Source organism: Nocardioides sp. P5_C9_2, from assembly GCF_054049555.1.
Genome location: NZ_JBFUMD010000278.1, coordinates 1 through 5,187 on the forward strand (window position 1 = coordinate 1; position 5,187 = coordinate 5,187).

Consider the following 5,187-nt stretch of genomic DNA (forward strand, 5'->3'; position numbering starts at 1 on the left):
GGGGCCTCGAGCTGCGCCTCGCCGACACCCAGCGCTCGCTGGCCGCCGTGACCAGCCAGAACGAGCGGCTCGCGCAGACGCTCCGCGAGGCCCGCGACCAGATCATGAAGCTCAAGGAGGAGGTCGACCGCCTGGCGCAGCCGCCCGCGGGCTTCGGCACCTTCCTGGCCCGCAACGAGGACGACTCCGTCGACGTCTTCACCGGTGGCCGCAAGCTGCGCGTCAACGTGAGCCCCGCCGTCGACCTCGACGAGCTCGTCAAGGGCCAGGAGGTCATGCTCAACGAGGCCCTCAACGTCGTGGCGGCGCTGGGCTTCGAGAAGGTCGGCGAGRTCGTGATGTTCAAGGAGCTGCTCGAGGACGGTGAGCGCGGCCTGGTGATCGCGAACGCCGACGAGGAGCGCGTCGTACGCCTGGCCAAGCCGCTCTTCGACGAGCCCCTGCGTGCCGGCGACTCGCTCCTCCTCGACGCCCGGGCCGGCTACGCCTACGAACGCGTCCCCAAGTCCGAGGTGGAGGAGCTCGTCCTCGAGGAGGTCCCGGACATCGACTACTCGCAGATCGGCGGCCTGGTCTCGCAGATCGACGCGATCCGCGACGCGGTCGAGCTGCCCTACCTCTACCCCGACCTCTTCAAGGACCACAAGCTCAAGCCGCCGAAGGGCGTGCTGCTCTACGGCCCGCCCGGGTGCGGCAAGACGCTGATCGCCAAGGCGGTCGCCAACTCCCTGGCCAAGAAGGTCGCTGCCAAGACCGGCGAGGAGGGGAAGTCCTACTTCCTCAACATCAAGGGTCCCGAGCTGCTCAACAAGTACGTCGGCGAGACCGAGCGGCACATCCGTCTCGTCTTCCAGCGGGCCCGCGAGAAGGCCTCGATGGGCACCCCGGTCATCGTGTTCTTCGACGAGATGGACTCCCTGTTCCGCACCCGCGGGTCGGGGGTGTCCTCCGACGTCGAGAACACCATCGTCCCGCAGCTGCTCAGCGAGATCGACGGCGTCGAGCTGCTCGAGAACGTCCTGGTCATCGGCGCCTCCAACCGTGAGGACATGATCGACCCGGCGATCCTGCGACCCGGTCGCCTCGACGTGAAGATCAAGATCGAGCGACCCGACGCCGAGTCGGCGCGCGACATCTTCTCCAAGTACCTCGTCCCCGACCTGCCGCTGCACGCCGACGACCTCGCCGAGTTCGGCGGGGACCGGGACGCGACGGTGGCCGGCATGATCCGGGCGACGGTCGAGCGGATGTACACCGAGTCCGAGGAGAACCGCTTCCTGGAGGTCACCTACGCCAACGGTGACAAGGAGGTCCTCTACTTCAAGGACTTCAACTCGGGCGCGATGATCCAGAACATCGTCGACCGGGCGAAGAAGATGGCGATCAAGGACTTCCTCGACCACCAGCAGCGCGGCCTGCGGGTCCAGCACATGCTGCAGGCGTGCGTCGACGAGTTCAAGGAGAACGAGGACCTGCCCAACACCACCAACCCCGACGACTGGGCGCGCATCTCGGGCAAGAAGGGCGAGCGGATCGTCTTCATCCGCACGCTCATCACCGGCAAGCAGGGCACCGAGCCCGGGCGGTCCATCGACACGGTCGCCAACACCGGTCAGTACCTGTGATCCAGCCCCCTGCCGACGACGAGCTGGGCCACGGCGACATCGAGGCCGCCCTGGCCACTCGTCGTGAGCTGGGGGCGCGGTACGACGCGGAGCTCGTCGACGGCTTCGCCGAGCGCATCGAGCGGGCCGTCGACCGGCGGGTCGCCGAGCAGCTGAGGCTGCAGGAACGTCGTACGGCGGCGCTCGCCGGTGCCGGTGCGCGTCAGGTGGCGCTCGGCATCATCTCGCTGGTGGCCTTCATCCCCATCAGCATCGTGCTGGGGCTCAACGGCGAGCTCCTGGCCCTGCTCGTGGCGCTCGCTGGCATCGTCGGGGTCAACCTCACCCACGCCTGGCTGTCGCGCCGGCCCTGATCCCGGCCGCCAGGCGCACCCACAACAGAGAAGAGAACCTCATGGTCAAGATCATCGTCATCGTCGTCATCGTCCTCGTGGTGCTGGCCGTGCTGAGCAAGCTCCGCAGCCGCTGACCCGTCGTCGATCAGACGGTGGTCGCGACGCCCAGGGACACGAACGTCCAGGGGCGTCCGGCCGCCGGCCCGGGCAGGTAGACCTGCTCGAGCCACCCCGCGGGGTTCGGCGTCCAGCCGCCCTCGGCCAGGATCGCGACCACGTCGCGGGTGAGGTGGCAGCCTCCGGCCGCCCGGCGCTGCAGGGGCTCGAGGCGCCGCTGCCACCGCCGGACCCCGGTCTCGGGGGCCAGGCCGTGCTCCACGAAGTGCAGCCGCCCGCCCGGCCGGACCACGCGGCGTACCTCCTGCAGGGCCAGCACCGGGTCCGGGATCGTGCACAGGCTGAAGGTCACCAGCGCGGCGTCGTGCGAGTCGTCCGCCTCGGCCACGTGMTGGCCGTCGAGCCCCGACCTCCTCACCGGTACGGCGCTGCGCCCACGTCGCGGCTCGGACAGCCGCCAACCCACGTCGGACGGCTCCACCGCGCTGACCTCCGAAACCTCGGCGGGGTAGAAGCGGGTGTTGAGCCCGGACCCGAAACCGATCTCCAGCACGCGTCCCTGCAGACCGGCGCAGGCGCGGGCGCGGAGCTCGCCGACCTCGTGGCTGCGCAGCGACGCGTCGACGAGACGGGGGACGACGCGGTCATTCCAGATGCCCATCTCGCTCCATCCTCGGCGAGGCCTCGTAGGCTCGTCCCATGAGCGTACGGCGGATCATGGGCACCGAGGTCGAGTACGGCATCTCGGTGCAGGGCCAGCCCGCCGCCAATCCGATGGTGGCGTCCTCGCAGGTGGTCAACGCCTACGCGACCTCGACCATCAAGGCGCGGCGGGCCCGGTGGGACTTCGAGGAGGAGTCGCCGCTGCGCGACGCCCGCGGCTTCGACATGTCCCGGCAGGTGGCCGACCCCAGCCAGCTCACCGACGAGGACCTCGGCCTGGCCAACGTGATCCTCACCAACGGTGCCCGGCTGTACGTCGACCACGCGCACCCGGAGTTCTCCACGCCCGAGGTCACCTCGCCGCTGGACATCGTGCGGTGGGACAAGGCGGGGGAGCAGGTCATGCTCGACGCCTGCAGGGCGGCGGCGCAGGTGCCGGGGGCGACACCGATCGTGCTCTACAAGAACAACACCGACAACAAGGGTGCGTCGTACGGCGCCCACGAGAACTACCTGATGCGGCGCTCGACGCCGTTCGCGGAGATCGTGCGCCACCTGACGCCCTTCTTCGTCTCCCGGCAGGTCGTCTGCGGCGCCGGGCGGGTGGGGATCGGCCAGGACGGACGCGAGCACGGGTTCCAGCTCAGCCAGCGCGCCGACTACTTCGAGGTCGAGGTCGGCCTGGAGACCACCCTCAAGCGGCCGATCATCAACACCCGCGACGAGCCGCACGCGGACCCGGAGAAGTACCGCCGACTGCACGTGATCCTCGGCGACGCCAACCTCGCCGAGGTATCGACGTACCTCAAGGTCGGCACGACGGCGCTGGTGCTGGCGATGATCGAGGCCGGCTTCCTGACCCGCGACCTCGCCGTCGACGCGCCGGTCGCGTCGCTGCGCGCCGTCTCGCACGACCCGACGCTCCAGCACCTGCTCACCCTTCGCGACGGGCGCACCCTCACTGCGGTGCAGCTCCAGATGGAGTACCTCGACCTGGCCCGCAAGTTCGTCGACGACCGGCTCGGCAACGACGTCGACGAGCAGACCCGCGACGTCCTGGACCGCTGGGAGTCCGTGCTCACCCGACTCGAGCAGGACCCCATGCTCTGCGCCGGCGAGCTCGACTGGGTGGCCAAGCTCAAGCTCCTCTCGCAGTACCGCGACCGCGACGGCCTCGACTGGGACGACGCCAAGCTGCACCTCATCGACCTCCAGTACTCCGACATCCGCCCCGAGAAGGGGCTGTACGCCAAGCTGGTCGCCGCCGGCCGGATCGAGCGCCTCCTCGACGACGTCTCGGTGGAGCGGGCCATGCACGAGCCCCCCGAGGACACCCGGGCCTACTTCCGCGGCCGCTGCCTGGAGAAGTACGCCGACAACGTCGCGGCCGCCTCGTGGGACTCGGTGATCTTCGACCTGCCCGGCCGCCAGTCGCTCCAGCGCGTGCCGACCATCGATCCCATGCGTGGCTCCAGGGCGCACGTCGGCGAGCTGCTCGACCRGTGCGACACCGCGCTCGAGCTCGTCACCGCGCTCACCACCCGCTGACCGCGAGGGCGGGATCGACGGCATCCATGTCCACGGAGCCTCGTCGCGTCCCCCGCGGGGCTTCCTTCTGTGGATAGGGTCGGAGACATGGCCCAGGAGCAGAAGCAACCGCGGAAGTCCTCCCAGGAGGAGACGGCGACCGAGGAGGTCGTCGAGACCGACGTCGCCGAGCGCAAGGAGGTGATCGACGACGACGTCGACGCCATCCTCGACGAGATCGACGACGTCCTCGAGACCAACGCCGAGGACTTCGTGAAGTCGTTCATCCAGAAGGGCGGACAGTGAGCGATCGCCTGYCCGCGTCCTACATGTCGCCGGGGACCTCGAGCTTCGCCGACTTCCTCGGTGACCACCAGCCGGACCTCCTCCCGGGCCGCCGTGCGGTGCCCACGGGCAACGCGGGTGACCTCGCCCCCCACGGCACCACGATCGTCGCTGCCACGTTCCCCGGCGGGGTCGTCATGGCGGGTGATCGCCGCGCGACAATGGGCAACATCATCGCCCAGCGCGACATCGAGAAGGTCTTCCCCGCCGACGAGTACTCCGTGGTCGGCATCGCCGGCACCGCCGGCCTCGCGGTCGAGATGGTCCGGCTCTTCCAGACCGAGCTCGAGCACTACGAGAAGATCGAGGGCACCACGCTCTCGATGGACGGCAAGGCCAACCGCCTCGCGACGCTGATCCGCGCCAACCTCGGTCTCGCGATGCAGGGCCTGGCCGTCGTGCCGCTCTTCGCCGGCTACGACCTCGCGGCCGACCAGGGGCGGATCTTCAGCTACGACGTCACCGGCGGTCGCTACGAGGAGACCGCCTTCCACTCGGTGGGCTCGGGGTCGCTGTTCGCCCGCGGGGCCCTCAAGAAGCTCTACCGCGAGGACCTCGACGCGGAGGGCTGCGTC

The 5,187-nt window shown here is 69.6% G+C and carries 6 protein-coding genes; 5 read left to right on the plus strand and 1 reads right to left on the minus strand.

Going from position 1 to position 5,187, the window contains the following annotated elements; genetic code table 11:
• A partial coding sequence (gene arc / locus ACXJKL_RS13835) for a proteasome ATPase (RefSeq protein ID WP_457207622.1) occupies positions 1–1,625 on the plus strand: 1,625 nt, incomplete at its 5' end.
• Positions 1,622–1,978 (plus strand): hypothetical protein, encoded by a 357-nt coding sequence (locus ACXJKL_RS13840; protein ID WP_457207623.1) that lies wholly within the window; start codon positions 1,622–1,624, stop codon positions 1,976–1,978. The genes arc and ACXJKL_RS13840, both read left to right, overlap by 4 nt.
• A 127-nt stretch (positions 1,979–2,105) precedes the next feature.
• On the opposite strand, the gene ACXJKL_RS13845 is transcribed toward ACXJKL_RS13840, so the two are convergent.
• Positions 2,106–2,738, minus strand: coding sequence for a class I SAM-dependent methyltransferase (locus ACXJKL_RS13845; protein ID WP_457207624.1), 633 nt, complete (start codon positions 2,736–2,738; stop codon positions 2,106–2,108).
• Positions 2,739–2,776: 38 nt separating this feature from the next.
• Between ACXJKL_RS13845 and dop the strand changes: the two genes are divergently transcribed.
• The 3 genes from dop to prcB all read left to right on the plus strand — a co-directional run.
• Positions 2,777–4,288 (plus strand): depupylase/deamidase Dop, encoded by a 1,512-nt coding sequence (gene dop, locus ACXJKL_RS13850; RefSeq protein ID WP_457207625.1) that lies wholly within the window; start codon positions 2,777–2,779, stop codon positions 4,286–4,288.
• An 87-nt stretch (positions 4,289–4,375) separates the two neighbouring features.
• Entirely contained in the window at positions 4,376–4,573 is a 198-nt protein-coding gene (locus ACXJKL_RS13855) for a ubiquitin-like protein Pup (RefSeq protein ID WP_457207626.1), read from the plus strand.
• Between the two features lie 23 nt (positions 4,574–4,596).
• On the plus strand, positions 4,597–5,187 hold a 591-nt coding region (gene prcB, locus ACXJKL_RS13860), incomplete at its 3' end, for a proteasome subunit beta (RefSeq protein ID WP_457207627.1).

Bases quoted from the DNA above. Each gene is read 5' to 3' on its own strand.
- ACXJKL_RS13855 (WP_457207626.1), top strand. From the start codon at position 4,376: ATGGCCCAGGAGCAGAAGCAACCGCGGAAGTCCTCCCAGGAGGAGACG.